Origin of the sequence: Vogesella mureinivorans (genome assembly GCF_007644035.1) — a bacterium.
GTDB classification, from domain to species: Bacteria; Pseudomonadota; Gammaproteobacteria; order Burkholderiales; family Chromobacteriaceae; genus Vogesella; species Vogesella mureinivorans.
The window spans coordinates 1-261 of sequence record NZ_VMTV02000820.1; the positions used below are offsets into that span (position 1 = coordinate 1).

Consider the following 261-nt stretch of genomic DNA (forward strand, 5'->3'; position numbering starts at 1 on the left):
CTGGCCGGGCGACTGGATGATGGTCAGCAGCCGCAGACCATAGCCGGCCATGTAGGCGTTTGCCTTGTCGATGATGCCGATCCGGCCGGGCGCTGCAAACTCATCCATGAGTAGCAGGCAGGAGTATTTCAGTTCCGGCTTGGAGTGCAGCAGATCGTCAGTGTTCAGGTTAATCAACTGCGAGAAGAACAGGTTAATCAGCAACTCCGCTTCGGCCAGCTTGTTTGCCGGGATGCCGATATAGATCGTCATGCGCTTCTT

General features: G+C 55.9%; 1 protein-coding gene. It reads right to left on the reverse strand.

What is annotated here, in order from left to right; genetic code table 11:
• Nucleotides 1-252: type IV secretory system conjugative DNA transfer family protein (locus tag FLQ44_RS19790; protein WP_240801350.1), on the reverse strand; the 252-nt coding region annotated here is incomplete at its 3' end.
• Between the last annotated feature and the right edge of the window lie 9 nt (nt 253-261).